Origin of the sequence: Brevibacillus sp. SIMBA_040, assembly GCF_046535075.1 — a bacterium.
In the GTDB taxonomy this organism is placed as follows: domain Bacteria; phylum Bacillota; class Bacilli; order Brevibacillales; family Brevibacillaceae; genus Brevibacillus.
In genome coordinates this window covers 1-25,327 of sequence record NZ_JAWRXI010000026.1, presented here as the reverse complement: position 1 = coordinate 25,327, position 25,327 = coordinate 1, and the positions used below count along the sequence as shown (strand labels likewise).

Here is a 25,327-nt window from a genome sequence, read left to right as displayed (position 1 = left end):
TCATGGCCTGGTTGCAAAATATCATCTCCCGCTATGACAGTACGATTTGGATTCGTGTCATTGGGACCATTCTTACAACATTTGCTGGCTTTATGCTTCGACCCTTCCTTGCTTTTTATCTGTACGACAAAATGGATGGAAATCTGTTGGTGGCTGCCATGGTCACGAGCCTTCAACCACTGACAAGTATCGTCTCCGGGTATTTTGCAGGAAGTCTATCTGATCGCTACGGACGCAAGCCTTTGATGGTAGCTGCTCTCTTCATTGAAGCCATATCCATGGCAGGCTACATCTGGGCGGAATCTCTTTTGGCCTTTGCTGCACTAACTGTCTTGAACGGGATCGGTGCTTCTCTGTTCTGGCCAGCTGCAAGCGCACAGGTAACAGATGTGGTTCCTGAGGAAAAGCGTAGTGAGGTTTTTGCCCTGCTTCATACTGCATTGAATCTGGGTGCTGCCGCAGGTCCATTAATCGGCGTTGCGCTTTACAAAATTAATCCTGCAATCGCCTTTGCTATCTGTTCTTGTATGCTGTTCGTTTACTGTTTACTCATTATTTGGAAGGTACCAGAAACTTTGCCGGTAGAAATGCGCGAGCGAGCCAAACAAACAACCGATAAGCAGGCCATCACCCGTATGAAGCTTACCGACCACACTACTTTGATCTGGATCACTTTGGCGGCAGTTCCTGTGTCGCTTTTGTACTCTCAAGTAGAAATCATCCTGCCTCAACATTTGCGAGCACAATACAATGATTTTCTGACCGTATTCGCCACACTCTTAACGATTAATGGAATTCTCGTGGTCTGCTGTCAAATAGCAATCGCCAAATTTGCAGAGCGCTTTGCCGCCCATCGTGTGATTTTGCTTGCCTATCTGTTTCTCGCCTTTGTCGGCTTTGGCTACGGATGGGCGCCGAGTTTCTTCTTATTAATTCTCGCAGAAATCTTGTTTACCATCGGAGAGATGCTCTACGGTCCGCAAATTCAAAAAGCTATTTCTGTCATGGCTCCAGAAGAGTATCGCGGTCGTTACTTCGCCATCTTTGGAGCTAACTGGGGAATTACGGGTACGATCGGACCGTCAGTCGGTGCAGTAGCATTCCGCGGTATCGGTGGGGCATTCTGGTTTTCGATCGTGGGTCTGCTATTGCTCGTAGGAGGACTCCTCCAAACACAGCTAGTGAAACGTGCCATGCAGCACTCTCAACTACCTACTGTGCTGCCTCCAGAAGCTCAATCTGAGCCATCTCATGCTGTTCAATCGTAAATGCTTAACCTATGAACTGGCTGCTCGCTTCGCGACGGTCAGTTTTTTTATGCGCTAATTCCTTTGAATTGGAATCAACTGGAAAGGGAAAGCTAGCCATATCTATTATAAAACGGGAGTGATGCTTGTATGCCCCGGATTGAAGCTGTTGCTACTGCCGTGCCCTCTCATCAAGTTACACAAGAAGATTCCGTTAGGCTCGCCCGCCACTTTTTTCAGGACGCTTTTCCTGATATCGATCGCCTACTGCATGTTTTTGCCCACAGCAAGATCAGGAAACGTCATTTTTGCATGCCAATGGACTGGTTTTCGGACAATCGTCTTTTTACCGAAAAGAACCGGCTTTATATCGAGCATGCTGAGACGCTAGCCACAGAAGCAGCACTTCGCTGCCTGGAAAAGGCGGGGATTTCCGCTGGGGCGCTCGATTGTCTGATTTTTGTCTCCAGTACAGGAATTGCTACACCCAGTTTGGACTCGCGGCTTGTGAACCGCCTCGGTCTGCGTACAGATATTACGCGCTTGCCCTTATGGGGGCTCGGCTGTGCAGGAGGGGCTATGGGTCTGTCACGCGCTTGTGAATATACGGCAGCCTACCCTTCGAAGCGAGTACTGCTGGTCAGCGTGGAGTTATGCGGATTGACGTTTATCCGTCAAGACATGTCCAAAAGCAATCTGGTTGCTACCTGCCTCTTTGGTGATGGCGCGGCTGCTGTCCTCGTAGAAGGAGATCAGGTAGAAGCTCTTCGCACTTCCGGGGCACCTAGACTTCAGTTTTGCGGTGCACGCACGACGACATGGCCAGACACCCTCGATGTGATGGGATGGGAAGTGACCGAGCCAGGACTAAAGGTCATTTTTTCACGAGATATTCCAACCATCATCCATCAAGCGATGAAAGATAATGTAGAGAGCTTCTTGTCACCCTATGACACTACGGTCGAGAGACTCCGTCACTTTATTCTTCATCCTGGTGGAACAAAAGTGTTATCTGCTTACCAGGAGTCGCTCGGTATCTCCTCCGATGCCACTCGTCTATCAGAAGAAGTACTGCATGACTTTGGCAACATGTCATCGCCCACCGTCTTATTCGTGCTTGAAAAAAGTATGGAGCAAACGTGGGAGACAGGGGAACGCGGGCTTTTGGCTGCACTAGGCCCGGGCTTTAGCTCAGAGCTACTATTATTAGAGGCGAGGTAGGAATGCGTGATGTTCTTTGCAGTCGTGATTGGTGTGGTGCTCCTGCAACGAGTCTTTGAGCTCTATTTAGCAGCTCGTAACGCAAAATACATCCGGGCACGTGGCGGCTATGAGATTGGAGAGAAACACTATAAATACATCGTGGGGCTTCACTTCTTATTTTTTATCAGCCTGGTGCTTGAGGTGAGCACCGATGCCTCTCCATTCGCCCCGCCTTTCTGGTGGATGTATCCGTTTTGCTTTTTCCTTATTGCCCAGCTTCTTCGTTACTGGTGCATACGGAGTCTCGGCAAGCATTGGAATACGCGAATTTTGATTGTCCCTGGCATAGCGCCAGTCATTCGCGGGCCGTATCGTTTTTTGCGTCATCCGAATTATCTGGTCGTGGCGATCGAGCTTTGCTGCCTGCCGCTGACATTTTCCGCGTACGTAACCGCTATCCTTTTTACCTTCCTCAACGCATGGCTACTTTTGCACATACGAATTCCATTGGAAGAGAAAAGCGTGTATGAAGCAAACAAGCAGCAGTAACCACACGAAATCTCCGCAAATCAATGCAAAAAGTCTCTGACATCACAGGATATCAGAGACTTTTTTTCAAAATTCATGTTTATTCTCGGCCATTTGGAGGAAAAGAAGATAGTACTCTATTTTTTCCCGTGAGGTGGAACTAGTGAATCGAACAAGCATACGTGAGCCTCTGGATGCCAAAAAGATGATCATCCGCGATTTTAGTAATTTGCTAGACACGATTCCTAATCAAGATGATCAGGTAACTATTCAAAAATTTCTCCGATATTTACAAAGTCTGATCAGGATCAAGCAAGTCGTGCCACCAGTCGTAGAAATCATGACGGTTATCAAGCATAACAAGCCCTTGCTCTACCATGCTGCTCGCCGGGCTGTCATGACCTCAAGCAACCTGCATATGCTCTTCCAGCTCGACATGGACTTGCAATTGGCACAAGAGAGGCTGAAGCAATTTGATCAATAACTTTTTCGATTAGGCTTTCAGTTGCTCGGGATTGAGGCACGCAAGCTCTGGAATGACAAAACGGCCATCCTTGCGAATCAACACGCCGTCAAACCAGATTTCTCCTCCGCCCCAATCTGGACGTTGAATCGATACCATGTCCCAGTGTACAGACGATTTGTTGCCATTGTACGCTTCGTCATAGCACTGACCAGGTGTAAAGTGAAAACTGCCATCAATTTTCTCGTCAAACAAAATGTCTTTCATTGGATTGCGGATGAAAGGATTTACCCCGATCGCAAATTCTCCAATAAAACGTGCTCCCTCGTCTGTATCAAGAATTTCGTTTAGTCGTTTCGTATCATTCGCGATTGCCTCTACAATTTTACCGTCTTTAAATGTCAGACGTACATTTTCAAAGGTAAAGCCATGGTAAGGTGTAGGGGCATTATGCGTAATGGTACCGTTTACCGAATCCTTTACAGGCGCCGTGTATACTTCTCCATCAGGGATATTGCGAAGTCCTGCACATTTCACAGCCGGAATATCCTTAATAGAGAACGTCAAGTCGGTTTCAGGACCAACCAGGCGTACTTCATCTGTCCGATTCATCAAATCCACTAGACTATCCATCGCTTTGTCCATTTTTGCATAATCGAGATTGCAGACCTGGAAGTAAAAATCTTCAAAGGCTGCAGTTGACATGTTTGCCAATTGTGCCATCGATGGGTTCGGATAGCGCAGCACGACCCATTTTGTATGTGGTACGCGAACATTCATGACAGGCAGCTCGTACAGACGTGAGTAAATTCCCAGCCTGTCAGCAGGTACATCCGCCATTTCATTGATATTGTTTGCTGCACGGATTCCGATATAGCCATCCATTTGTTCCATGAGTGCTACCTCGTTCTCCGCCATTACCTTCAATTGCTCTTCATTGCAATTCATCGCCAGCTCGCGACTCAGCGTTGGATTAATCACCTGTACAAAAGGGCTGCCTCCAGCTTTGTAAATTTCGCGAACCAGGGCTGCTACCAATTCCGGTGTTTCCCCTTTCGCGTTAATCAAAACTTTTTCTCCCGGTTGTACTCTTACAGAATAGTTAACCAGGTTATATGCCAGTTGCTCCAAACGAGAATCTCTCATCCATGACACACCCTTTTTAAATTTTCTGATTTCCTTATGTATTTTTACCGATAAACGTTAAAAAGTCAATAAAATATATTTTATCGATTTTTCATTATCAAAGCTGTCCCCATGTGAAATACTCCGATTGAAACAAAAAACGCTTTGTCCTTCAAAAGGAGCAAAGCGTTTTTATTCGTCGTAACTTATTTGTCGTTATCAGCTGCTGGAGGCATCAATGACCAACCAGTGCGATTTGCAATATCTTGTGTTGCATTGCGGCCAATTGTAACGGTTTCATCTTCGCCTGGCATAGCATTCCAGCCAGATGCTGGTGCTACTACTGGCGTTGAGTTTGGTGCTACAACAACGAATTCGTCCTCACCTGGCATAGCATTCCAGCCAGTTGCCGGTGCAAATACAGGAGTTTTGTCTCCGAGTACAACGAATTGATCTTCAGTTGGCATGAAAATCCAGCCACTTCCTGGTGCATAAACATATTGATATCCATTTACACTTACGAATTGATCTTCGCCTGGCATTGCTACCCAACCTGATGCTGGAGCTACGACATTCCCTTGTTTGTCACCGATGATCACATACTCGTCTTTACCTGGCATCACGAACCCGCCAGCTGCTTGGCTGGTTGGCTGATTTACAGGCGCAACGGTTGTGGTAGGTGCTGCAGTCGTAGTGGAAGCTTCTGTAGTAGGAACAGTCGCTTCCTCTGCAAAGGCTGCTTGTGCAAACAATGCTCCGCTCAAAATCAAAGTTCCCATCATCAATGTGCTGCTCTTTCTCATATGTGTACACTCCCATTCTCGTAGTACACACATCGTCTGCTGAAATGTCCCCCACCTGCTAACCTGACGGCATCGCTACATGCATTGCTTCATTTTCTTAAGAAAATGAGTAAACTGTTCCAACTCGTCATCGCTTAGGTTTTCCATCAGCTTTCCAATAAGTGCTCTTCTCTGGCACAATAGACCCTCCAGCAACGGAAGTCCTTTTTGTGACAGATTGACCCACACTACGCGCCGATCCTCCTCATCACGCACCCGGTCAACATAACCAGCCTTGACGAGTCGATTTAGCGCAATCGTGGTTGCACTGTTGGATTGCTTCAGAATAGTCGCCAGCTCAGATACTGTACTTCGGCCTTTATGGTGAAGCACACGTAGCAAAATAAATTGCTTCGGACTGATCTGCTCTTCTTCTTCCAGCCAATGGCTGATAAAAAAGCGAGCCATCTCGACAAATACTCGATCCAGTTCCTCAATTTTACTGGCGCGGGACATGTCGCTCACATCATCACCTATTTTCAGAAAGTAAATAATAGAAGTACTTTTACTATAAAACTATATAACCTAAGCACATGAAGAGCAATAGAACTCTTCAAATTATTTACTAAATTTATAGGTATGTATGAACTGAGACAAAGTGTTTACTACTTAATATTTTTACTGTAAAACCTCTTAGCAACATCATCTTACCTCAAACAGGAAAAACTGACAATAGCCGATGATGGCAAATTCGTGACCAAACTTTTTTAGAACTTTGTTCAAAAAGTTGGCTCTTTAGCACTGAGAAAAAATCAATTCCATCTATTTCCTTGAATCTTCTTTCGTATCCATTCGTAAAGCATGTATAATAAAAGGGCAGTTTCGGACGTTGATACCTTTGTCCAAGCGTGAATCCCAGAAACTAGATACATAGGAGAACAAGTCTATGGAACAAACCAAAAGTACGACGAAATGGAAAAGTGAATTGCTTGATTGGTTAAAATCGTTCGTCTTGATTGGCGGTTTGACTGCCTTTATCTACGTGTTCGTGATGGCTCCATACGTCGTTCAGGGACGTTCGATGGAGAGCACGTTGCATGACCGCGAGCGTGTCATTGTCAACAAAGCCATTTATTATTTGAAAGATCCAAAGCCTGGCGACATTGTGATTATTCATCCTGATGCCAGCGGTGACAACTGGATCAAACGAGTCGTTGCCGTAGCGGGTGATACGGTAGAGGCAAAGGATGATCAGCTATACGTGAACGGAAAGCCACTGGGCGAGGAATACTTGACTGCCAACAAGCTGAAAGCTTCCACAGCCGGTGTAACGCTAACCGAAGACTTTGATCCGATCACCATTCCGGAAGGCAGTGTTTTTGTAATGGGTGACAACCGAAACAACAGCATGGACAGCCGTGTAATCGGCCCTGTGAAGCTGGATCATGTCGTTGGTCGCGCTGAAGTCGTTTATTGGCCTTTAACAGATATTCGCCTTCCTCATTAAGAAAATAACAATCAAGCAAAAAAGCCGCTCCTCGTGAGCGGCTTTTGATTGTGTAACAGCAGTTTTACTGTTTTTGGGCGGTGCCATCCTCAGACAAATAATCCTCAAGTGTGATACCTTTCGCCATGATTTCTTGCGCCATCTCTTTACCGACATATCGCAAATGCCATGGTTCATAGGAATAGCCCGTGATGTCTTCTTTCCCCTTTAAATAGCGAATAATGAAGCCGCATTCGGCGCTGTGAGCTGTCAGCCACTGCCCTTCCGGGGTTTCACCAAATGGCTCCTCTAAGCGTGTTTTTGCATCCGCTCCAGACACGTCCATCGCCAGACCTGTCTGATGCTCGCTTTTGCCTGGGACCGCGCTATATGCTGCGGCGTGCTCAGCTCCTTGCGTTTTCACATACGTTTCATAGAGCGATCGTTGCGTTTTGTAGGATCGGTATCCAGATACAGCATAAAGTTCAATTCCATCCAGCTTTGCTTTGGCAAATAACTCCTCCAGCGCTTTTGCTGCTTCAGCTCGCATAAAGCGCTTCTCTACCTTTTCATCAAAAGGAAAGGGGACATTTGGCTCAACCAGATCTGGCGGAATATAATCAGCCGGCAAGGCTCTTTGCTTGTTCACTACCACGGACAACTCAGTCGGGTTTGTAACCGTCGGAACACCCTCCACCATCGTGATCGTCTCTTGTAGTGACGGAGGCTTTGGTTTACCCGGCTCCTCTTGTTGTGAAGAAGGCGTCGAATTCTCCGTGCCTTCTGATGACGCGCCGCTTGCTGGAGTTGACGGTTGAGCTTGCTGATCCCCGCTAGAGAGCAATTTTGTTAAAGACGGGGCTTCACAACCACTAAGTAGGGCTACGGATAGTACGGCTGCGACAGCAAGTCCGGTAGTGCGATTCTTGTTCATGCTTTTATCCTCCTGGTTCCATACAGACACATATGTTCTGCTATACCTTACCACGGAGTCGACCAAAAAAACAGCATGGATTGTTGATCATTTTGCTCAGTTGCTTTGTAAGGCAAGAGTCCTGATCAGCTGTGGAAGCCAGGAATCTAAGGTTCTGAAAGCAAATCCTGCCTTGCTAGCTTTCGTGTTATCCATATAAAATGATTCGGGAAAACCATACGGAGAAGCATCGTCTTCAGCCGTCTTTGCCTGTATGATCGCTTGGTTTCCCACAGCATCCGCAATCTCATCCATCAGGGCATTTAGCCGGATCGTACCGTGTGAGCATGCGTTCACAGGCCCTTCCCGCTCGACTGTCCCAGCCCATTGCAAAAATTCAGCAGCTTCCTGTGCATGTATAAAGCACATGATCGCCTCGGGATTCACCATACCAATCGGCTGCTCTTCTCTCACGTGCTCAACGTGAAAATGAAGCCTTCTTGTGTAATCATCCTCCGCAAGTACGATAGGGAAGCGAGCAGCAATGACTGGAAATGCTTGCTGTTGGAAAAATACCGCTTCTGCCTGGCGCTTGCCCTCTTGATACGACACCTCTTCTTTCGGTGCAGGGACAATGGGATACGTGTACGGATCAAACTCCTCTTCCTTCAGACGCTCTGGCGAGAAATCATATACAGACAAAGTAGAAGTCAGTACATAACGTCCTACGCGCCCTCGGAACGCTTCACACGCATCGAGAGCATTTTGGGAGGAGTAGCAAATATTATCGTAGATGACGTCCCAGTCTTCAGAGCCGAGCGTTGCCAAGGAATGCACATCATCCCGATCCACGGTCACTCTCTTTACCTGCGGTGGAAGTTCGGCTTCGGTCATTCCTCGCGTCGCAACCGTTACCTCCATACCTGATTCTGCCAAAAGCTGGACAAGTCTTTTCCCGAAAAATCGAGTTCCTCCAAGAACAAGAGCTTTTTTCATGCCGTCAGTCCCCCTCCATTTTTTCCCTTTCTATTATACTTCTTCCACGCTTTAAGATGACCTGCATTTTTCAGAGCTTTCCATTGATTTCGCGCACACAAAAAAACTCTTCTAGCAAAAGCCAGAAGAGTTTATGCGGCCATTCTATTTCGATTCTTTACGGCATGATAACCAGATTGCTTACAACTGGACGCTCACTGCCACCTGAAGGCTTATTCATCAGCTTACCGTTATAGTAAAAAGCACTGGAACCTCCACCATCGAGATTAAACGCATCGACAACATGAAATTCCTGCAATTTTTTCTGCGCTTCTTCCAGGGTTACCCCTTTACTCCAGCCATCTCGTCTGCCATCGATCACAATCAGCAGCAAGTCGCCATTGTCGAAGTGACCGATTAGCGTCCGTGGATGGCGCGTATTTGCCCAGTCACGTGGAATCGGGAGACGCTTGCCATCCTGCAAAAGTCGCGGCAAGAAGCTGGCTCCTTGTAAAATGCCCTGTTGCTTGATTTGCGCTTCGGTTGTGATATTGGCCCCAACCAGATGACCCTTGTTGTTGAAGCCGACAAAGCTCAATTTTTTATCGGTTGAAAAGTTGCGAATCTTCCCATCGACAACGGTAATACCGAGGGGTGTCACATTGCCCTGCTTGTCCGTCATGAAACCACCGGCATTAATGGCGAGGATGGCTCCAGTCCGTTTCCCTGCATGACTTGTCTTTTCACCCTTGCTTTTCACCGAATTGTTTGCCAGGACCATTTTTAGCGCATTCGGGTCCTTCAGACGTACCTTTGCCATGTAGCCACGGTATCCCGCTTCTTCCAGGGAGTACACTTTTACAGTGGATTTGTTCCCAAAGGATTGACCGATCGGATTTCCCAGCATTTTGGAAAGAATCGAATCCAGCACATCCGCAGACTTTTGTGTTTGCGATTTACTGTCAGCTAACAAATTACCGATGTTGTTATTTTGCTGCTCGTAATCCTTCTTTTCTTTTTCGGATTCGGCACGGATGTCTTCAATGAGAAATTCGACACTTCTCATCTGCGTTTTGGTCGCGTAGATTTGCTCTCCAATCGCATCCGCCTGCTCTTTTGTTTGCTGGGTAGGCAGCTTTAAGCTTTCCAGCTGGAGCTTGTCTACTGGATTCGCTTGCGAAAAAGCTACCAGAAACCCGACAGCGGGTGCCAATAAAAAAGCGAAAAAACGATTTATGTTACCAAGCACGGGCAGCATCCTCCAGTTTTTTCAAAGATGCTTTCAAATCCACCAGTTGCTTGTTCAACTGATCAATTCGATCCTGAAGGGCCTCCTTGGTCTTATTCGTTCCTCCAATTGTCGCTCCAGTCAATTCCAAATCTTCTTCCAAATTTGTAAGTCCAGATTGCACATTTTTCATTTCATCCTGAACCATTGTCAATTGTTCGCCTAGCACTCGCACCTGTTTTTGGTTCTCTTCATGCACCTGTTGAATTTGCTGGTTCACAAATTGCTGCTGCTTGTCCAACGTATGAACGGCAAAAGCATAACCAGCATATGCGAGTCCTCCCCAGAGCAGAATAGCCAAAATCATAGGCAGCGGGGACCGCTTTCCTTCTGTCCGGGAGGGAAGCAACGCATTTAGCAACCCAGAACGCTTGCGTCTGCCTTCTTGTTTTCCATTCCCTGGGAGTGGCAAGCTGGTTGCCTGTGACGATGAAGCGGACATATATTTATCGCTCATCGGCTCCCTCCTCCTTTCTGTGACATAGAGTAAGGTCTTATTATAACATACATCATATTTCGCCAAGCTTTTTGCGGAATATTGGAAAAATGACGCGAAAAATGTAAAAACCGCCTTACTATGGCGGTTTTCGTGACATTGCTTATTTTCCTAATTTCCATTCATCACGTAATTGGTTATAAAGTCCTTGCAAAAATAAGAGCGGATTTTCTCTTACCATTGCCATTTCCTCCATGCCCAGCTTTTTGGACAATGTAGCAGCGATTTGCAGCCCTAGCTCTTGTTTCTTATTTTTGGAGAGAGAAGAAAGCCTGGAAATGAACGTAGAGAGAAGCTGCCAGTCCTCACGGGTAATCGCTTGTTTCTGTACTTCACTAAGAGATAACGGCTCCATGCTCACTTGTTCTTGCAGCTTTTTCATTGTTCTTTTTTGAAAGAACGATGGTGTTTGTCCGCTTTCCATGACGACAATCGTTCCTGCTACCAAGTCCCCGATACGCTTATCCCGTGGATGAAATAAAGAAACGATCGCCCCAAGAAAATAGCCCGTGGGCAGCATATCTACTATACGAAACAAATTGCGAATCGCTGAGGACAAAAATGTAATGGGTTGACCATTGTCACGAATAACCCGAATCCCCAGCCATCGTTTCCCGACCGTCTGTCCCCCCCAAAAAGCTTCTAAAAACAAGTAGTAGCCAAAATTGAGTACGAAAACAAAGATTATGGCGATGGCGATCGCATAATTTTCCGTTTCGAGGAAAAAAAGATCATTTTTCCCAAAGAAAACTATACTGAACAAAATAAATACAGTAAGATTAACCAAGAGCAGCAGTACCGTGTCGATGAGAAGTGCTACTGCGCGACTCCCTACACCAGCCGTCTGAAATCGCAGCATGACATGCTCTGGTGTAACGACAGAAGCTTCTCTCGTACTCTGATTCATCGGTGTCCAATCATTCATCCCTTTTTCCTTCACCCTCTCGTTCCCTGTCTATAAAGGAGGAATTTTCTTGGATATAACGTCTTTCTGGCACAAACACAAAACCTCATGGGCCAAATTGGAGCAGCTTGTCGAGCGTTTTGACCGACACCCTCGCAAAATTGAGGCAAGTGACATCGATCAGCTGACCATTTTGTACAAAAAGGCCTCTGCCCATCTGGCCTATATTCGTACCTATCATCCGTCTAATGAAATTACGCTCTACCTGAACCAGCTCGTTTCGCGGGCGCATAACATAGCCTACAAGCAGCATTCGGGTAGTTGGCAGCAGATGACCCATTTCTTCGGGCGCCATTTGATGCGGTTGATTGACAAACGATTAAGCTTTATCGGGATGGCTACCCTCTTGTTTATCATTGGCGGTATCTCTGGCTTTGCCGCAGTTATGGTTGATCCGCTGAATCTGTACTACGTACTGCCACAAGGGATGGCTGAGCAAATCGATCCCTCCCGTTTGGGGGAAGGTCATGCCTCCATTAATAGCCCTGTCATCTCTACGATGATCATGACGAATAACATGAAGGTCGCGATGCTTGCATTTGTCAGCGGCATAACTCTTGGGATATTCCCGATATATTTGCTGCTGTTCAACGGACTGTTAGTTGGTGCCCTTGCAGCCGTGTACTATCAAGCTGGCAGCAGCTACGCTTTCTGGGCCTATATTTTGCCGCATGGCGTCATAGAACTGACTGCTATTTTTATCGCTGGCGGTGCTGGACTGCACATGGGCTATCGCTTGCTTGTTCCCGGTCGCTTTGCCCGAAAATATCAATTTTTGGAGGCCGCAAAAGAATCAGCGCAGTTATTACTAGCCACACTTCCCCTGTTTGTCATCGCTGGCATCATCGAGGGTTTTATCACACCGTCTTCCCTCTCGCTTGAGGTAAAATACGCTGTCGCTTTGCTAACGTTGCTGATTCTGATCGGCTGGTACTTAATCGCACGGAAGCGGCGAACCTATAGCGCTTCTCTCGATTTCATTTCTAAATAAGTATTCACCACTGTCAATGTCATCTGATCGGCCGGAATGTCCAGTACCTGGATCCCCGCGCCGGTCATTTTTTGTTGAAAGGCTCTGCGGTCCAGCTGGAAGCGCTGGGCTACTGATTTGACGAACGCCAATCGGCTGTTTGCTGATTCTATGTGACTCCAGCCGTGCAAGAGAGGATCAGCCAGTGAAAGAAGCAAAAGCAAATGAGTACGTCGCATCCTCCACAAGTAGCTTCCAAGCTGATCCTCTACCAGATAGTTTTCCATATCGGAGAAAAGGACGATCAGGCTCCTTCTTTTCTGCTGACGATGCAAAAATTCTAACGCCTTGGCTGGATCCGCCTCAACGAAGTCGCTTTTTAGATCATACGTCGCAGAAACGAGCGTGTGCAGATGGCGAAGTCCTTTTCCAGGCGGTATGTACACCTTGATCTCATGAGAATAAGCGAGGAGTCCAACCTGATCACCTTGGCGAAGCGCTACGGCCGCCACGGTTAATGCCGCTTCGATGGAGATGTCCAGCCTCGTCTTGTTATCCAGCTCTACTCCCATCAGCCTGCCGCAATCAATCACGATCATAATCACCTTACCATGCTCAGGACGGTACTGATTTGTCATGAGTTTTCGTGAGCGTGCGGACGCAGACCAGTTGATGAAGCGCGGATCATCATCAGGAACGTACTCGCGAATCGCATGGAATTCCGACCCTGATTTCGCCCTGCGCATAATTTTTTTGCCATCGACAATCAAGCTCTCCTGCATAGATGCCAAATATCCGCGAACCGCAGACAAATCAGGAAACACCTTGAGAGATTGTTCGCACGAAAAACGACTCTGTCTGTACCAAAGTCCTATTCTCCCATGCCAGCGCAAATAGAGCCAGCGAAAGGAATACTCGCCTCTTTCGTTAGCACGAGTGGTGTACGCGATCCTCGTCTCCCCCGAGTCCAGCTTCCCTGCAATCGGCGCTGTTTCCTCAAAGGAGAGCGGCAAATCATCCACTAGCAAATACCCAACCGACTGTCCACTGCGATTATCCAACTCGATTTGTATGGAAAACCTTTGGCCAAGGTCGATCTGCTCAGGCAAAATGCGCTTTATGGTCAAATCACTTCGCCTGGTCAAAGTTACCCAGTCAATCACGCTGGCAAGCAAAATCAAGCCATTGTACAACCAAAACATCGTGTAACCTATGTCCAGCCAAAACCCAGTCGCTGCAAGCGGGGTTCCGAGCAAAACCAAAATAATGAGTCGCTTTGTCGGCAGAACAAAGCGATCAGCTAGTATTTCAGCGAGGAACTGGAATAGCCGCCAACGTCTCGTCGATGATGTGGTCACTTGTACCCCCCTCCAATTCTACCTGCGGTGAAAGAATAAGACGGTGACGCAGTGCAGGACGAGCTACCATTTTGACATCGTCAGGCGTCACATAAAGACGGTTGTCAAGCAGGGCCCATGCCTTGCTCGCCATGAGAACGGCTATCCCAGCCCGGGAGCTCGCTCCCAATTGCAATCGCTTCGTCTCTCTCGTGTTTCGAATCAAGGTTGTGATGTATTCCAGGATGGAGTCATCCACCACGACTTCCTGAAGCTTTTGCCGCTGTGCCAAGATTTCTTCGAGTGTGCATATTGGCTCGACTGTGCTAGTATGCTTTTTCTCCCACGGTACGTGCTGCTTTAAGATTTGCTTTTCATGCTCATGACTCGGGTATTGCATCGTCAGCTTGAACAAAAAGCGATCAAGCTGTGCTTCTGGCAGGACATACGTCCCCTCATATTCAACAGGGTTCTGGGTAGCTACCACAAAAAATGGATCAGGCAATTCATAGGTAACTCCGTGAATCGTTACCTGTCCTTCCTCCATCGCTTCTAGTAGTGCTGCTTGTGTCTTGGGTGGTGTCCGATTAATCTCATCCGCGAGCAGCAAATTGGCAAAAACCGGACCTATTATCGTTTCAAATTGGTTGGTTTGCATGTTATAGACGACATGACCGATGATGTCAGACGGCATCATGTCAGGCGTGAATTGGACGCGCTTGCTTTCTCCGCCAATCAGCTTCGACAACGTCTTGACCATTTTCGTTTTCCCGATACCAGGGACACCCTCAAGTAATACGTGTCCGCCGGCAAGTAAGGCAGTGATCAGCAATCGAATATTTTGACGTTGACCTACCAACTCTTTTTCCATTTGCAGCACTAATTGCTCCATCTTGTGGTCACTCCTTCTCAAGACGCTTACTCATTTCGTCCAGCAATTGACTGTCCGCGAGCAGCATTTTCGTCGTATATCTCTCTCCAGCTTTTGTTTGCTCCAGCCGCTGCAGCAGATGAGACAATTTGTTTGCGTCTCTCTCAGTCCATTTGGTATTCGCTATCCGTAGAATTTCAGAGCGGTCCGCCCGCTGATGTAAACCCCAGCGATCATGAATGAGCTGACGCAAATACGTCTCTCTATGTAGCAGTGCATCTCGTGCCAGACCTCTTTGTTCATACCATCTAGCTATCGCGAGAAGCGTTTCATCTCCGCGGCGAACGGTCCACTCGCGCAGCGTATAGACCGGACCAAAACGCTTGCCTTGCCACCACACATAAAGCAGCAGTGCAGCTGCCAGTTGGAGGCAGATCGCAATCAGCCAGCCAGGATAAATTGCCAGAAGTCCCGGTTTTTGCTGCAAGCCATGATGGTATTCGTCCACCCAAACGACAGACCAATCCCCTTGGAGATAGGGCCAAATGGCTTCAAAATGAGACCATTTTTGAATCTGGGCATTTGTCATCCATTCAGGCACTAGAAAGAGCGTCATACTCCCTTCGCCAATTTGGGTTCGACCAGCTAAAATTCCTTGGTCGTCGTAAACCAGCGCCTCCATCGATCCATTTTCACTTAATCTTACGAGTGATTTTGCCAGCCCGAAATAGCCCTCACCAAGTAGCGCTCCTCTAATGTTTCGTACTTTGGTGCTTTCATCTTCTATGTCCTGCGTAGAGAATGGCAAGCTTCCCCATTCCTGAGTGCTTTTATCAAACAAAATCAGGTGATTCCCCTGCTCTACCCAGCTGCTGATTTCCTCGAGCTCACTTGGCTGCAGATTGCTTGGTGCCACGGACAAGAGAAGCTGTCCTTTCTTATTGGGCAAAAACCTCATCGGTTGGCGCCATTCCTTGACGCTTTTCCCTTTTTCCTCAAGCAGCACCATGAGTGCTTTGGTTCCGTCTGGCTGAGCTGATACAGCCAAAAAAGGCGGATAATTCGTTGCTGCCGGCTTGATCGCAAACCAGCCAACAATGATAAAGAGCACAATCGCTACCACAATTCCCACGCGATAGGTTCGCAAGTTAGCCATGCTGTCCCTCCTCGCGGCAAAATACCTCAAGCTCCTTTAATCGCTCCCAGAACAGGGTTTCATCGATAACCGCTTGACCGTACCAAACTTGATCAAATGTTCTGGCGTGCCGTCTGAACAGCTCCTCTGCCCGCGGCTGATTCAATTGGAGCTCGTCAGCGTATTCCCAGTTGGTTTTCCACTTTTCGATTCGAATCCATGCTTTTGTCTGCATGTAAACGAGCAGGGCCAAAAATAGTGACCGCTCTCCCTCGCGCCACTTTCCCTCTTTCCCCTGCTCTCTTGCATCTTGTAAGTAATTCGTATACGCACGAATCTTTTCTCCATGCACAAATAAAGCCTGCTGGTGCTTCTGCTCCCACACAATCCTTTTCGTTAGCCAATAAATGACGAACACGAGCCCCAGCGCTGCCAGAATAAGGAACGATGTGGAAATTGTACTGGAAGCACCTGCGGGTATTTCCGTCCATTCGAACAGTTTGGCGATCCATTCAATCAAATACCTGATTCCTTTTTGCAGCAGATTTTCACCCTCTGATTGATGGCGCGTGAATTCATCCTGGGACAAAATTTCTTGTAAGCGTTCCTTGTCCTGCACAAGCGACATGACCCTATTCATCTGGAGCTCCCGGTTCACTTGGTTGAGGTTGAGATTTAGATTGAGGTGTCGCGATATCCTCGACTGCTTGTTTGCTGAGCATGAATTGTAAATCGGTTCCCTCTTTACGTACAACCAAATCAAAATACGCGAGCGCATACACAATCGACATCCACGGCATCAATAGGCACGCAAGCAGAACAAGAATAAGCTGTGCAACGATTGACATCCCCATCGTTCCTGTTACCAAAGCTTGCACGCCGCCAGAGAAAATGGAGTAGAGCAAGCTTACTACAAGGAAAAGACCAAGCAATCTCCAAAAATTTCCCTTTGTCAAACTCCAGCTTTCCCCAATCCCTATCCCGTCTCCTTCAAACAATACGACCGGCATATAAAAGCTCCAGCGCAAGAGGAAATATCCCGGGAAAAGGATCGAACCGATAATAAATGCAAAGTAGCCAAAGATGAACAGTATGACCATAAATACCGGGTTCGAATCTTTGCCAACTAACAAAAATGGGTCAAAAGCTCCGCCAACGGCAAAGGCCAGCAAAAAGAAAAGCAGCATGCACAGCAAAAAGAACGCGATCATGACCCCGATGGCGATAAGTCCGTAAACCACGGTACTTCCTACCAATGGCCAGAACCGACCCAAAGCTTGCTTCATGGCGTCCTTTAGGCGCAACGGTTCTCCTTTTATCGCTCTTTGTGTCAACAATGTTGCAACCGAAAGAAGCTGCGGATATCCAACCAAGGTCATCAACGGGACGACCAGAACTAAATACGTTACAAGCAAAGCAATGTTGTCCGTCACCATTTCTTCTTGACCAATAAACCGATTTCCGAGCGCTTCCCAAAAATCTGAACCCTCTGAATCTTGCATAAGAAATGGCATGCTGCCTATATCGACCATCATAAATTGCTGCAGTAATAAAAAGGGGCCGAACCAAATTAAGGCCAACAGGAAAAAAGCAGAAAAGTGTTGCCTGTAAACTGAGAAACTGCGATCAAGCAGCTTTCCTACTCCCATGGGAGCAAGTGTTGATTGATTCATTGCGAAACCTCCATCATCCTTTTTGGGATTACCTGAATAGTATACACGATTTTCCTCTCCTTTTAAGAATTTCCTCTAAAAATGCTAAAGATTTCCTGCCTTTTTTTCCACTCTAGGGTATTTGTCCATAACCGCCCTTCTTTTACTGAATATGATGAACCATGTACAAAAGGAGGTGTATACATTGAAAGCTGCGAGGAAAAAAGGAAGAAGGTATTCGACTGGAAAAAGACATGCACATCGCATGCTTCGCGTCAATGTTCGTGCTCCCAACGTACGCGTCACTACTCCAGCACCTCATGTATCCGTCAATACACCGATTCCAACTGTTCAAGTAGAAGCTCCTACTGTCCAAATAGAAGCGCCCAAGCCTCTCATTATTCCCGCTCCCATCGTTCAGGTAGATGTTGAAAAGGAAGAGAGTGCAGAAGATGCAAGTCTGTATGCGCTGCGCAAGGAATTACGCAAATGCAAGAAAGAAAATCAAATCGTAGAATTGATCTTAACTACGGACTTAGGACCAGAGGGACGCGATTATCGAAGAGGAACTTTGGTGCGAGTTGATGAAGGGATGATTGAGCTGCATTCCTGTGCCTCTCTGCCAAACAATGGCCGAAGCATTTTGATTCCACTGAATCGAATCGTGGCGATCATTCCGAATCTCCAGTTACCTGCCATGGAAACCGCACCTGAACAGCCAACAATGGGGGAAGCCGTCCCATTTTCCTTAGTGGAACGCACAGGCGAACGACATGATCGCCATCTGGCATCAGGGTAGTTTTGTTTCAATCTCACATCGAAAATCAATGATGTCAGATCAACCGTTGCGGCGGGGGAGCGAAATTGCTCAGTCTCCCCCGGCCAGCTCTTCCCATTCTCATTTTTACGGACAAGCATCAGCTTCATTGTCCACTCTATACAAAAAAATCAGGAAAAATGGGTTCTACGCCCATCTTCCTGATTTTATTTGCTTTTTGTGGGCACTTGTCCCACACGCATTACCTTGACCGTCTGGATTCCCATACATTAAGAACTTCACGTGCTACGCGTTCCCACGTAAAACGCTCCTCTGCCAATCGTCTTCCGCTGCTTCCCATACTCCGCTGCAAGTCACGGCTGGCGAGTAATTTACTCAGCTGCGTTGAGAACGAAAGTGGATTTTCTGGCTCTTCTACGAGCAAGCCATTTCCTCCGATGATGACCTCCGCATTTCCACCACGCTTTGTTGTGACGAAAGGCAACCCTGCCGCCATCGCTTCGTAGTGGACACGTGCCAACGGCTCCTCCCATTGCGACGGACAAACAAAGATATCTCCAGCCCAAAACCAATGGTGAATATCCTCTGCTGCAACAAAACCGGTTGTAATGACCGGTATCGGAGATCGATCCGCCAATGAGCGTACATAAGCAACATAGTCACTGACTTTATCTACCCCGTACCATGAGCCCCCGACCAATACAAGCGCAATATTGGAGTGCTGACGATGCAGATCGTTCATCGCCCTCACCAAAATATCCGCTCCTTTTTTCGGCGTAAGTCTACCAACAAACAGGATGACCTGTTTGTTTCCAAGATTATGCAACGCTCGCAGCTCTTGTCTGATTTGTCGTGCAGCCTGAGATTTCTCCCAAGGGACAAACGTTTGCAAATCCACTCCAGAATAGATGGTACGCAGCTTCCCTGCAGATTCTGGATAGAGAGAGCCGATTACTCGCCCTACGTAATCACTGATCGTAATTATCGTTTCCGTTTCGGCAATTGTCTTTACCGCAATTTCTGGGTCAATTTTCGCCAGATCAAACATATCATTGTGCATGCTCAGCATAATCCGAGCATTCGGACAGACTTCTCGAATCATTGGCACCAAGCGTGGTCGATTGAAAACATGAATCACATCATACGTATTCGCTTGTAAAAATTTGATCACTTCTTCGGCATAGGCTTCAAATAACCCCATACCATTTACCCGTGCATAACGGACATTGCCAACCTGCTCATCCAGAGGTAAGGAAGGATCTGTTGTCCCTAGTACCGTCAAATTGTGACGTTGCCCTAGAAAATCTGCTATTCCAGCAATATAGGTTTGAATCGCACCCCCTCGTACTGGAGGCACGGGCAACTTTTCCGTGCATATCATAACTACTTTCATCGAAATTCTCCTTTCCTCATACGGCTTATTACCTGCCTCTAGCCACTTTCAATCCTTTTTGGGCACGCGGCTTCTGTGCCCGTGCATTTGCCATTTTCCGGCTGGGAGCAGCCACTTTTGAATAGGCGAGTGCTTTTGAGACTGGTGCACGCTGAGTCTTTGCAGGAGAAACGGCCCGCTTGGCAGAGCTTGCAGATTTCTTGCGGTATTGACTGAGTTTCGCCACTTCTTGTTTTCCGGCCTTTGCTTTGCGCAGTGGCTCAGAAGCACTTTTTACTTGTGAAGCTTTGGCTTGAACAGCCTTTGTTTTGGGTTTAATCACTGGCTTTTGTGCACTGGCAGTAAAGGATACTTTTTTCTGCGCAGCTTGCTTGGCACTTGTATCTGCTTTTTTGCCAACAGCTTTTTTGGTCTTCGTGTTTTTCAAATTGCGCTTTGCCAAGTGTGGTGTGAGATCGATGACTTTGGATGTAGTAGACGGTTTCGCAGAAGGCTTTTGGAGTCTCGCTGCTGGCGCAGTTTCCGTACCTTCTTGTGGTTGGACTTGCGCTTCGGTAGCCATTTGTTCCTGTGCGACGCCAGCTTTCCGTTTGTTTCGTGAACGCCCTCTAGGTTTCGCTTTTGATTCTTGGGCCGTGAACGCTTGCACTTGTTCTTCGATCGCAGCAACCGGTTCAGCGCTCACTTCCTCTACACTTTCAGCAGAGATTTTTTCGCTCTTTTTCTTCTTGCTGCTGGCTGTCGATTTTTTATCACTAGCCTTTTCCTTTTTACTTGATGCCACTTTGCTATCTTTACTTGCAGATTTTTTCTTGCTGACCTTGATCGTTGTCTTGGTTTTCGTATCCATTTCTGCGGCAGGTGCGGTAGAAGCAGCAGTATCGCTTTGCTCTTGTGGCTGCAGCACCCAGCTCTGCTGATCCCAGCTAACATCCGATGCCTGCATTTGTGATTCACGCGCTGCCAGCAATTCCTCGTAGTTTCCGGACGGGTAATTCGTTACGTCTTTTGCCAGCTCTGCCAGAGCCTGACTCTTGGTTTGGTCTGTTGCCAGTACACGCTGCAAGATCGAATCTGCCTCTGTATTCAAGAAAGTTACCGGGTCGAAGAACATTTCTTTCAAATGCTTGTAAAATTCATTGGGCATTGCCATATCTATTAACAAAACTTCAAATGACTCTTTGTCCAGAGGATTTGCTTTATGATAGGCTTCGATCATACCCCTCATCCAGCCTACATCCCAAGTACCCATATCATCCATCGTGCTTGTGATGAGCTTGCGCAGGTCCCGGAAAGGCAAATCGTACGAAACCCCATCCAGGTCGATTACCCATAAGCCTCCTGGGCCATTTTGCCCGTTTGACCAACCATAATCCTGGTGAACGAGTCCCCAATGCGGCTCGCCCATCGCAACCATTTTAGGATAAGCGGATGTTTTTAACCGTTCCAATGTTTCTTTTGCCTGTTGTTCGTACTGATCGGCCACGGCTAAAATGGACTTACTTGCAACTGTTTCCGGGTAGGCCTTTGCCATCTCGCGCATCCAGCCAATTTTCTTCGCAATTTTTTGATAGTAGTTCGGCCAGCGATACAGGCGAGAAGAGTTTTTCGCACCGAGTGGTGGTACGTAGCCTTTCGTATGACGGTGAAATTCACCGAGTCCATAACAGAGCTCTTGTGCACCTGCCAAATCTACCTTGTTCGCGGGTTGCAGTGGAATCCAGTCAGTGACAATCCACAGCTTTCCACCCATTTCTACAAATAGCTTCCCATCTTTTGCTGGTATAAGTGCTGCGACCCTTGCTCCTTGCTTGACGACATAATCTTGTAATCCTACACTGTACAAGCTGCGTTCTGGTGTACGATGCAAGACTTTCAAGCTGCGAGGACCCTTGTCTGTCTCAATGCGCCAAATAGCCCCACCCTTATCCGGCTTTGATGTGATCAGAGTCCTACTATGAACGGTCATATCGTATTGCTGGCTGACCAAATCCGCCAGTTGGTCTACTTCTGGAGGCACTTGCATATCCCAGTCGACAGGAGTTGCTTGGGTTCCATCCCGGGTATCCCATGGCTTAATCATGTACTGTTCCATACCATTCCCCCCCGTATTCCTTTTCTAAAAGCACGGTTCATTCTTAATAAGCTATTCGCTGAATTTTGAACCCGAAACGGACAAATATCTAAGTATTCCTGTCCCCAGTAAATTCCATATTGCAGACAAAAAAAGCCTTGACCCGCTGAAACAGACAGGTCAAGGCATCCACCCTAAATCATTAGTAATTCTCGAATTTCTTGCTCCGTTAATGCAGACAAAGCTTCTTGTCCTGGTTGAATAACCTCTTCAATGAGATTTTTCTTTTTCTGTTGAAGCTGATACATCTTTTCTTCCATCGTATCCTGTGCAACCAGGCGAATGACTTGTACGATTTTCTTTTGGCCAATTCGGTGGGCTCGATCTGCTGCCTGCTGCTCTACGGCCGGGTTCCACCAGAGGTCGTACAAAATAACCGTATCTGCCCCCGTTAGATTCAGCCCGGTCCCCCCAGCCTTCAATGACATGAGAAACAAATCTCGCTCTCCATTGTTAAATCTATTGCATAGCTCAACCCTCTCTGCCGTTGGCGTATTGCCATCGAGATAGAAAAACGGCACTCCTGTATACCCTAGCTCTCTCCCGATCATCCCGAGCATCTGAGTGAACTGGGAGAATACGAGCACTCGCTTCCCTGCGCTTCTGCACTCCTCCACAATCTCAAGCAGCTGCTCGAATTTGGCAGAACTCCCCTCGTAGTTATCAACAAACAATGCAGGATGACAACAAATCTGGCGCAGCCGCGTTAAGCCAGCCAAAATTTTTATGCGATTTTTTTGGAAGCTGTTATCTTGGAGATGCAGCAAGGTTTCTTGTTGCAGCTGTGCCAAATAGGCCACATACAGCTTCTTTTGATCAGGCAGAAGCTCAGACGCTTGTAGAGTCTCGATTTTTTCTGGCAGCTCTTTTAGCACATCACTTTTCACCCGCCGCAGCAAAAAAGGACGCGCTCGTTTCGCCACGACTTCCCTGGGCAAATCATGAAATGCTTTTCTGCTCGGAAAAAGCTCTGGAAACACCGCATCATAGATTGACCACAGCTCCTCCAGTCTATTTTCGATCGGGGTTCCCGTGAGCGCAAAGCGATACTGAGCCTGTAGACTTTTCACAGCATTGGCGGTTTGGGTCGTGTGATTTTTGAATGCTTGTGCCTCGTCCAGGATCAGGGTATGAAAAGGCTGCTCCACATATTGCTCACTGTCGCGGCGAAGCAGTGGGTAGGAAGTAATAATCACATCTGCTTCGGATACATCCTGAAGCAATTGATTGCGCTGGGTTTTGTTTCCGTCGATGATGACTGTGCGTATCTCTGGTGCAAACTTTTTTAATTCATTTCGCCAGTTGTATACGAGAGAGGCAGGAGAGACAACCAATGCAGGCCGCTCCTCGCTTCTTATTTCTGGCAGTACAGAGAGGAGGAAAGCGATGCTTTGCAATGTCTTGCCCAGCCCCATATCGTCTGCCAGAATCCCACCAAATCGATAGTGTGCCAAAGTCTTTAACCATTGAAACCCGAATTTTTGGTAATCACGCAGAATCGGTTCCAGCAAATCCGGTAGTGGAAAGTCGAGATGATCGGGATTTCGCATATGATCCAGCATTTGACGAAAGGATTTTCCCAGTTGAATTGCTTTGCCATGTCCGGGCGCATCCATGACATGAAGCCCACGAACAACAGGAATGCGGGCATATGCCCCTTGCACATCACGGCTCTCGATACCCATTCCATCAATAAAATCGGACATTTCCTGAAATGCCTCTGATTCCAATGGGAGGAGCGCTCCATTTGGCAGCTTATGATATTTTCGTTTTTCTTCCAATGATTGTATTAAATGGCGGATCTCTGATGCCGGGACGCCATCCAGTTCAAAAGAAAGCTCCAACCAATTGGTGCGTGCTTTCACATCAACGACTACCTTTGGTATGGCATGTCCCGTGTGCAATCGAACTTTTACAGCAGTCGTCGCATACACACTCACAAGCTTTTCCAGCTGCGGAACGACATGATATAAAAAATCGTACTCTGCCTCTTCATCTTGTAAAAAGAAGCCGCCTTCCGTTCTGGAAAAAGCGCTTCTCTCCATGATATCCAGAATTTGTCTTTCCCCTTCCCCATCTCTCATCAGGATCAGGTCAGTACCGCGTTGCTGTTGCCCCAGCTCCAGAGGATTTATGACAATATCACCATACTGAAATTCGAGCCCCGCCAGCAGGCGATCTCTCACTCGATCCAGGAACAGCTTGGCTTTTAGCTTGGTTTGCACGATTCGATCTGAGACAGAGCGGGCGATGTGGACACTCCCAAGGTTCATCAGTCCCGGAACTACCTGGACCATGAAAGCTTCCATTTGCTCAGAGGAAATAGGAATGCTCTCTCTTCTATGCTTCTCCAGCAATTGCTTCAGTCCGGCAAGACGGCTACACTGCTCTGCTGCGACGGTCAGCAGCTTGCCATCGATCAAGAGGGCACGATACGATTCCATGACCGTAATATTGTCCAATCCATGCACTTCCAGCTGGTAATCCTCTTCTGCCGATTGGTCAAAGGTATACTGAATCGGAATAGGACCTTCAAACATCTCTAAGGGAACAAACACACCGTCTCCCCTCTCGATTTGTATGGCTTTTGCAGCCACAAGTGCGGGAAGAAGCGGCTCCCAGGAGTTAGGTGGGACAAGCAACATCCGCTCGCCACTTATGCTATTCGCTGTTGGCAGGCTGGTCGTTGTTTCCCGATACACATTTTCATGTTGGTATATCCTGATTAACTGCTGCAATATCGCATCATCTTCCTTTTGAAAACGATGCAGCTGTGGGTCGTACGTGAAATGATTGGAGAAAACAAACGCCTCTCGCTTGTGCAGGCGCTCCAAAAACTCTCGAATTTTTTTCACAATGTACAGCCTCGTGGCTCCGACCTTCAGCTCGATACCAAACATGAGCTTGCGATAGCCGTAGGTGAAAATTTTACATGAGAATTCTACGTCTAGGCATATTCTCGTATCACGCAAAGCACTGGGCGAGCTACTCGGTCGAGGTCGTTTGGCTTCAAAAAGACTAAGCACCCCACTCGTTAGTTGCTCCTGTTTGGACAAGCTACTAGTTGAAGCCATTTCATCGTTCACATACTGTCTTGAAGCTAGAGCAGAGTTTGTGGGACGATCACGAACCATATCCTTTATTTGCAGCAGCACGCCAGCCACATGCTGACAGTACTGATCATAAGAGCGGAGTCTGGGACAGGTGCAGGAAGCCTCCATGACACTCCCATCCATCTCTAAATGAACCTCATAATTGATGTTTCCTACTATTACAGTCGCTTCAACAGCAAGCGGTTGCGGATCGTAGTGGTTAATCGTGACTCTTCTTGCGCGATAGTAGGCTTTTCCTTTTTCATAGGAAATCCGCCCACATAATGCTTTGATGACTTGATCACTTAGTGTAAAGCTCATCGTCCTTACCCTTTCTTTTCAAACGGTGTATCTAAATGATAACAGATCGAGAAAAAAAACGCTTGAACCGAAGCATATTCGCGTCAACTCGTATAGTAATCGAGTAGGAGGGGGTGGCTAGCCCCCGTCCTCTCACACCACCGTACGTACCGTTCGGTATACGGCGGTTCATCT

23 protein-coding genes are annotated in these 25,327 nt (G+C 47.3%); 7 read left to right on the top strand and 16 right to left on the bottom strand.

The features are described from left to right. Positions 1-2: 2 nt before the first annotated feature. From SB752_RS29000 to SB752_RS28985, 4 genes are all read left to right on the top strand, one after another. On the top strand, positions 3-1,268 hold the full coding sequence (locus SB752_RS29000) for an MDR family MFS transporter (protein WP_410718935.1): 1,266 nt from the start codon (positions 3-5) through the stop codon (positions 1,266-1,268). A 129-nt stretch (positions 1,269-1,397) separates the two neighbouring features. Next, entirely contained in the window at positions 1,398-2,468 is a 1,071-nt protein-coding gene (locus SB752_RS28995) for a type III polyketide synthase (RefSeq protein ID WP_410718934.1), read from the top strand. A gap of 9 nt (positions 2,469-2,477) precedes the next feature. Further along, positions 2,478-2,999, top strand: coding sequence for an isoprenylcysteine carboxyl methyltransferase family protein (locus tag SB752_RS28990; RefSeq protein WP_410718994.1), 522 nt, complete (start codon positions 2,478-2,480; stop codon positions 2,997-2,999). A gap of 142 nt (positions 3,000-3,141) precedes the next feature. After that, the gene (locus SB752_RS28985; protein ID WP_213022574.1) at positions 3,142-3,462 is read left to right on the top strand and encodes a hypothetical protein; all 321 of its coding nucleotides are present in this window, start codon (positions 3,142-3,144) and stop codon (positions 3,460-3,462) included. Positions 3,463-3,471: 9 nt separating this feature from the next. Here SB752_RS28985 and SB752_RS28980 read toward each other — a convergent pair whose 3' ends face one another. From SB752_RS28980 to SB752_RS28970, 3 genes are all read right to left on the bottom strand, one after another. Then, on the bottom strand, positions 3,472-4,587 hold the full coding sequence (locus tag SB752_RS28980; protein WP_410718933.1) for an aminopeptidase: 1,116 nt from the start codon (positions 4,585-4,587) through the stop codon (positions 3,472-3,474). Between the two features lie 185 nt (positions 4,588-4,772). Beyond that, positions 4,773-5,369: a hypothetical protein gene (locus SB752_RS28975; RefSeq protein WP_410718932.1), complete on the bottom strand. Its 597-nt coding sequence runs from the start codon at positions 5,367-5,369 to the stop codon at positions 4,773-4,775. A 75-nt stretch (positions 5,370-5,444) separates the two neighbouring features. Continuing rightward, positions 5,445-5,873 (bottom strand): MarR family winged helix-turn-helix transcriptional regulator, encoded by a 429-nt coding sequence (locus SB752_RS28970; RefSeq protein ID WP_410718931.1) that lies wholly within the window; start codon positions 5,871-5,873, stop codon positions 5,445-5,447. A gap of 421 nt (positions 5,874-6,294) precedes the next feature. Between SB752_RS28970 and lepB the strand changes: the two genes are divergently transcribed. After that, positions 6,295-6,855 carry a signal peptidase I gene (gene lepB / locus SB752_RS28965; RefSeq protein ID WP_410718930.1) on the top strand — a complete coding sequence of 187 codons (561 nt, stop codon included), beginning with the start codon at positions 6,295-6,297 and terminating at the stop codon, positions 6,853-6,855. Positions 6,856-6,919: 64 nt separating this feature from the next. Here lepB and SB752_RS28960 read toward each other — a convergent pair whose 3' ends face one another. The 5 genes from SB752_RS28960 to SB752_RS28940 all read right to left on the bottom strand — a co-directional run bounded on the left by SB752_RS28960 (position 6,920) and on the right by SB752_RS28940 (position 11,431). Then, complete coding sequence (locus tag SB752_RS28960; RefSeq protein WP_410718929.1) at positions 6,920-7,768, bottom strand: M15 family metallopeptidase; 849 nt, start codon at positions 7,766-7,768, stop codon at positions 6,920-6,922. 96 nt (positions 7,769-7,864) lie between these two features. Next, a complete protein-coding gene (locus SB752_RS28955; protein WP_410718928.1) occupies positions 7,865-8,743 on the bottom strand; it encodes an NAD-dependent epimerase/dehydratase family protein in 879 nt (292 codons plus the stop codon). 157 nt (positions 8,744-8,900) lie between these two features. Next, positions 8,901-9,980, bottom strand: coding sequence for a phosphodiester glycosidase family protein (locus tag SB752_RS28950; protein WP_410718927.1), 1,080 nt, complete (start codon positions 9,978-9,980; stop codon positions 8,901-8,903). Next, positions 9,961-10,467, bottom strand: a complete 507-nt coding sequence (locus SB752_RS28945) for a hypothetical protein (RefSeq protein WP_410718926.1) — start codon at positions 10,465-10,467, stop codon at positions 9,961-9,963. The genes SB752_RS28950 and SB752_RS28945 overlap by 20 nt, the downstream gene beginning before the upstream one ends. Before the next feature lie 142 nt (positions 10,468-10,609). Then, positions 10,610-11,431: an RDD family protein gene (locus SB752_RS28940; protein ID WP_410718925.1), complete on the bottom strand. Its 822-nt coding sequence runs from the start codon at positions 11,429-11,431 to the stop codon at positions 10,610-10,612. A gap of 49 nt (positions 11,432-11,480) precedes the next feature. Here SB752_RS28940 and SB752_RS28935 point away from each other — a divergent pair, with 49 nt between their 5' ends. Further along, positions 11,481-12,461: a stage II sporulation protein M gene (locus tag SB752_RS28935; RefSeq protein ID WP_410718924.1), complete on the top strand. Its 981-nt coding sequence runs from the start codon at positions 11,481-11,483 to the stop codon at positions 12,459-12,461. On the opposite strand, the gene SB752_RS28930 is transcribed toward SB752_RS28935, so the two are convergent. From SB752_RS28930 to SB752_RS28910, 5 genes are read right to left on the bottom strand one after another with little or no spacing between them, the layout of a single operon-like run. Continuing rightward, a complete protein-coding gene (locus tag SB752_RS28930; protein ID WP_410718923.1) occupies positions 12,428-13,798 on the bottom strand; it encodes a DUF58 domain-containing protein in 1,371 nt (456 codons plus the stop codon). The genes SB752_RS28935 and SB752_RS28930 overlap by 34 nt on opposite strands. Then, positions 13,749-14,669: an AAA family ATPase gene (locus SB752_RS28925; protein ID WP_410718922.1), complete on the bottom strand. Its 921-nt coding sequence runs from the start codon at positions 14,667-14,669 to the stop codon at positions 13,749-13,751. The genes SB752_RS28930 and SB752_RS28925 overlap by 50 nt, the downstream gene beginning before the upstream one ends. Positions 14,670-14,676: 7 nt before the next feature. Further along, positions 14,677-15,804, bottom strand: a complete 1,128-nt coding sequence (locus SB752_RS28920; protein ID WP_410718921.1) for a DUF4350 domain-containing protein — start codon at positions 15,802-15,804, stop codon at positions 14,677-14,679. Next, the gene (locus SB752_RS28915; protein ID WP_410718920.1) at positions 15,797-16,423 is read right to left on the bottom strand and encodes a DUF4129 domain-containing protein; all 627 of its coding nucleotides are present in this window, start codon (positions 16,421-16,423) and stop codon (positions 15,797-15,799) included. The genes SB752_RS28920 and SB752_RS28915 overlap by 8 nt, the downstream gene beginning before the upstream one ends. Next, positions 16,416-17,456, bottom strand: coding sequence for an ABC transporter ATP-binding protein (locus tag SB752_RS28910; RefSeq protein WP_410718919.1), 1,041 nt, complete (start codon positions 17,454-17,456; stop codon positions 16,416-16,418). Before SB752_RS28910 ends, SB752_RS28915 begins: the two co-directional genes overlap by 8 nt. 184 nt (positions 17,457-17,640) lie before the next feature. Here SB752_RS28910 and SB752_RS28905 point away from each other — a divergent pair, with 184 nt between their 5' ends. Further along, the gene (locus tag SB752_RS28905; RefSeq protein WP_410718918.1) at positions 17,641-18,234 is read left to right on the top strand and encodes a hypothetical protein; all 594 of its coding nucleotides are present in this window, start codon (positions 17,641-17,643) and stop codon (positions 18,232-18,234) included. Between the two features lie 220 nt (positions 18,235-18,454). Here SB752_RS28905 and SB752_RS28900 read toward each other — a convergent pair whose 3' ends face one another. The 3 genes from SB752_RS28900 to SB752_RS28890 all read right to left on the bottom strand — a co-directional run bounded on the left by SB752_RS28900 (position 18,455) and on the right by SB752_RS28890 (position 25,153). Continuing rightward, complete coding sequence (locus SB752_RS28900) at positions 18,455-19,606, bottom strand: glycosyltransferase family 4 protein (protein WP_410718917.1); 1,152 nt, start codon at positions 19,604-19,606, stop codon at positions 18,455-18,457. 28 nt (positions 19,607-19,634) lie between these two features. Further along, positions 19,635-21,701 (bottom strand): CotS family spore coat protein, encoded by a 2,067-nt coding sequence (locus tag SB752_RS28895; RefSeq protein ID WP_410718916.1) that lies wholly within the window; start codon positions 21,699-21,701, stop codon positions 19,635-19,637. Positions 21,702-21,874: 173 nt separating this feature from the next. Further along, a complete protein-coding gene (locus SB752_RS28890; RefSeq protein WP_410718915.1) occupies positions 21,875-25,153 on the bottom strand; it encodes a DEAD/DEAH box helicase in 3,279 nt (1,092 codons plus the stop codon). Positions 25,154-25,327: the final 174 nt, after the last annotated feature.

What these genes read in the sequence shown, in the direction of transcription:
- SB752_RS29000 (WP_410718935.1), top strand. Translation starts at nt 3, where the DNA reads ATGGCCTGGTTGCAAAATATCATCTCCCGCTATGACAGTACGATTTGG.
- SB752_RS28995 (WP_410718934.1), top strand. Translation starts at nt 1,398, where the DNA reads ATGCCCCGGATTGAAGCTGTTGCTACTGCCGTGCCCTCTCATCAAGTT.
- SB752_RS28990 (WP_410718994.1), top strand. Translation starts at nt 2,478, where the DNA reads ATGTTCTTTGCAGTCGTGATTGGTGTGGTGCTCCTGCAACGAGTCTTT.
- SB752_RS28980 (WP_410718933.1), bottom strand. Translation starts at nt 4,587, where the DNA reads ATGAGAGATTCTCGTTTGGAGCAACTGGCATATAACCTGGTTAACTAT.
- SB752_RS28975 (WP_410718932.1), bottom strand. Translation starts at nt 5,369, where the DNA reads ATGAGAAAGAGCAGCACATTGATGATGGGAACTTTGATTTTGAGCGGA.
- lepB (WP_410718930.1), top strand. Translation starts at nt 6,295, where the DNA reads ATGGAACAAACCAAAAGTACGACGAAATGGAAAAGTGAATTGCTTGAT.
- SB752_RS28960 (WP_410718929.1), bottom strand. Translation starts at nt 7,768, where the DNA reads ATGAACAAGAATCGCACTACCGGACTTGCTGTCGCAGCCGTACTATCC.
- SB752_RS28955 (WP_410718928.1), bottom strand. Translation starts at nt 8,743, where the DNA reads ATGAAAAAAGCTCTTGTTCTTGGAGGAACTCGATTTTTCGGGAAAAGA.
- SB752_RS28950 (WP_410718927.1), bottom strand. Translation starts at nt 9,980, where the DNA reads ATGCTGCCCGTGCTTGGTAACATAAATCGTTTTTTCGCTTTTTTATTG.
- SB752_RS28945 (WP_410718926.1), bottom strand. Translation starts at nt 10,467, where the DNA reads ATGAGCGATAAATATATGTCCGCTTCATCGTCACAGGCAACCAGCTTG.
- SB752_RS28940 (WP_410718925.1), bottom strand. Translation starts at nt 11,431, where the DNA reads ATGAATGATTGGACACCGATGAATCAGAGTACGAGAGAAGCTTCTGTC.
- SB752_RS28925 (WP_410718922.1), bottom strand. Translation starts at nt 14,669, where the DNA reads ATGGAGCAATTAGTGCTGCAAATGGAAAAAGAGTTGGTAGGTCAACGT.
- SB752_RS28920 (WP_410718921.1), bottom strand. Translation starts at nt 15,804, where the DNA reads ATGGCTAACTTGCGAACCTATCGCGTGGGAATTGTGGTAGCGATTGTG.
- SB752_RS28915 (WP_410718920.1), bottom strand. Translation starts at nt 16,423, where the DNA reads ATGAATAGGGTCATGTCGCTTGTGCAGGACAAGGAACGCTTACAAGAA.
- SB752_RS28910 (WP_410718919.1), bottom strand. Translation starts at nt 17,456, where the DNA reads ATGAATCAATCAACACTTGCTCCCATGGGAGTAGGAAAGCTGCTTGAT.
- SB752_RS28900 (WP_410718917.1), bottom strand. Translation starts at nt 19,606, where the DNA reads ATGAAAGTAGTTATGATATGCACGGAAAAGTTGCCCGTGCCTCCAGTA.
- SB752_RS28895 (WP_410718916.1), bottom strand. Translation starts at nt 21,701, where the DNA reads ATGGAACAGTACATGATTAAGCCATGGGATACCCGGGATGGAACCCAA.
- SB752_RS28890 (WP_410718915.1), bottom strand. Translation starts at nt 25,153, where the DNA reads ATGAGCTTTACACTAAGTGATCAAGTCATCAAAGCATTATGTGGGCGG.